The 1,904-nt window shown below is 53.8% G+C and carries 1 protein-coding gene; it reads left to right on the top strand.

Features of this window, described 5'->3' with window-relative positions; genetic code table 11:
- A partial coding sequence (locus CX664_RS25365) for a DUF1601 domain-containing protein (RefSeq protein WP_146000385.1) occupies window positions 1–1,904 on the top strand: 1,904 nt, incomplete at both ends.

The following is a 1,904-nucleotide window of genomic DNA, read 5'->3' on the forward strand; positions in this document are numbered from 1 at the left end:
TGTCAACGCTACTTGATGCAATAGTATTCAAGTGCCATCAAAAACCTGAAGCCAGGGATATTGATGCTCAGGGAATCGCCAACCTGCTGTGGGCCATGGCGAAACTGGTCAGCAATGGGCAGGAGTGGACACCAGGACTCAAAGAGGCCTTGGCCGCGCTGTTGCCCCACGTGAAAGCACAGAAAGACCAATTTATTCCTCAGCATATCGCCAACCTGCTGTGGGCCATGGCGAAACTGGTGGACAACGGACAGGAGCGGACACCAGGGCTCAAAGAGGCTGTGGCCACACTGTTGCCCCACGTGAACGCAAAGAAAAACCAATTTATTCCTCAGCATATCGCCAACCTGCTGTGGGCCATGGCAAAGCTGGTGGACAACGGGCAGGAGCAGACACCAGCGCTCAACAAGGCCGTGGCCACGCTGTTGCCCTTCGTGAATGCACAGAAAGCTAACTTCAAACCACAGGAAATCGCCAGCCTGCTATGGGCCACGGCGAAACTGGTGGATAACGGGCAGGAGCGGACACCGCCGCTCAAAGAGGCCGTGGCCGCGCTGCTGCTACTCGTGAACACAGCGAAAGCTAACTTTAACCCACAAGAAACCGCCAACCTGCTGTGGGCCATGGCGAAACTGGTGGACAACGGGCTGGAGCGGACACAGCTGCTCAAAGAGGCCGTGGCCGCGCTGCTGCCCCGGGTGAACGCACAGAAAGACCAATTTAATTTCCAGCATATCGCCAACCTGCTTTGGGCCATGGCGAAACTGGTAGGCAGCGGGCAAGAGCGGACACCAGAGTTCAACGAGGCTATAGTCGCTCTGCTACCCCACGTAAACGCACACAAAGACCAATTTATTCCTCAGAATATCGCCACCCTGCTGTGGGCGGTGGCGAAACTGGTGGATAGCGGGCAGGATAGGACTCTAGAGCTTAAAGAGGCCGTGGCCGCACTGTTGCCACAAGTGAACGCACATAAAGACCAATTTAAAGCCCAGGGTATCGCCAACCTGCTATGGGCCATGGCGAAACTGATGGATAGCGGGCAGGAGCGGACATCAGAGTTCAACGTGGCCGTGGCTGCGCTGTTGCCTCACGTGAACGCAGCGAAAGCTAACTTTAAACCACAGGGAATCGCCAACCTGCTGTGGGCCATGGCGAAACTGGTGGACAACGGGCAGGAGCGAACACCACAGTTTAACGAGGCTGTGGCCGCGCTGTTGCCACACATCAACACGGAGAAAGCTAACTTTAAACCACAGGAAATCGCCAACCTGCTGTGGGCCATGGCGAAACTGGTGGACAACGGGGAGTGGAAATCAGAGCTCAACGAGGCCGTGGCCGCGCTATTGCGCCACGTGAACACACAGAAAGCTAACTTTAAACCAAAGGAAATCGCCAATCTGCTGTGGGCCACTGCGAAACTGGGTGAGTTCGTTGAGCTGAACCTGCTGACCTCTATGTTTGAATCGCTTGTTTACCGAATCAGTAAAAACCCTCAGCTCTCACAGCAAGACATATTGATGTCTCTCTGGGGAGTGATGGTGTGCTGTGCCAGATTGTCTCTGGACTCCCGAAGCAATAACTGGTTTGAAAAGCACATGGATGACCTGTTTACTCGTGTGGAAAATATATCCTCAGACAATGAAGACGATCAACGCATCATTGCCATGGCCGCAAGTTGGCTTGGGAGAGCGTGCCCGGTCGTCCCCAATTACCGGACAACTATTTCAAAACCTCAAGCCGACTTTCGCGATCAACTCCAATCATGCTTTTCCTCTTTACAGATTGAAGAAGAAAAGAGTCTGAACTCATTGCCTCCGGTTGACCTGCTACTGCCAGATCACAACATGGTGATTGAAGTTCAGGGACCCTCTCATTACGTGGGTGGTGATTTCAACACCAGG

The organism is Endozoicomonas acroporae (assembly GCF_002864045.1).
Taxonomy (GTDB): Bacteria; Pseudomonadota; Gammaproteobacteria; order Pseudomonadales; family Endozoicomonadaceae; genus Endozoicomonas; species Endozoicomonas acroporae.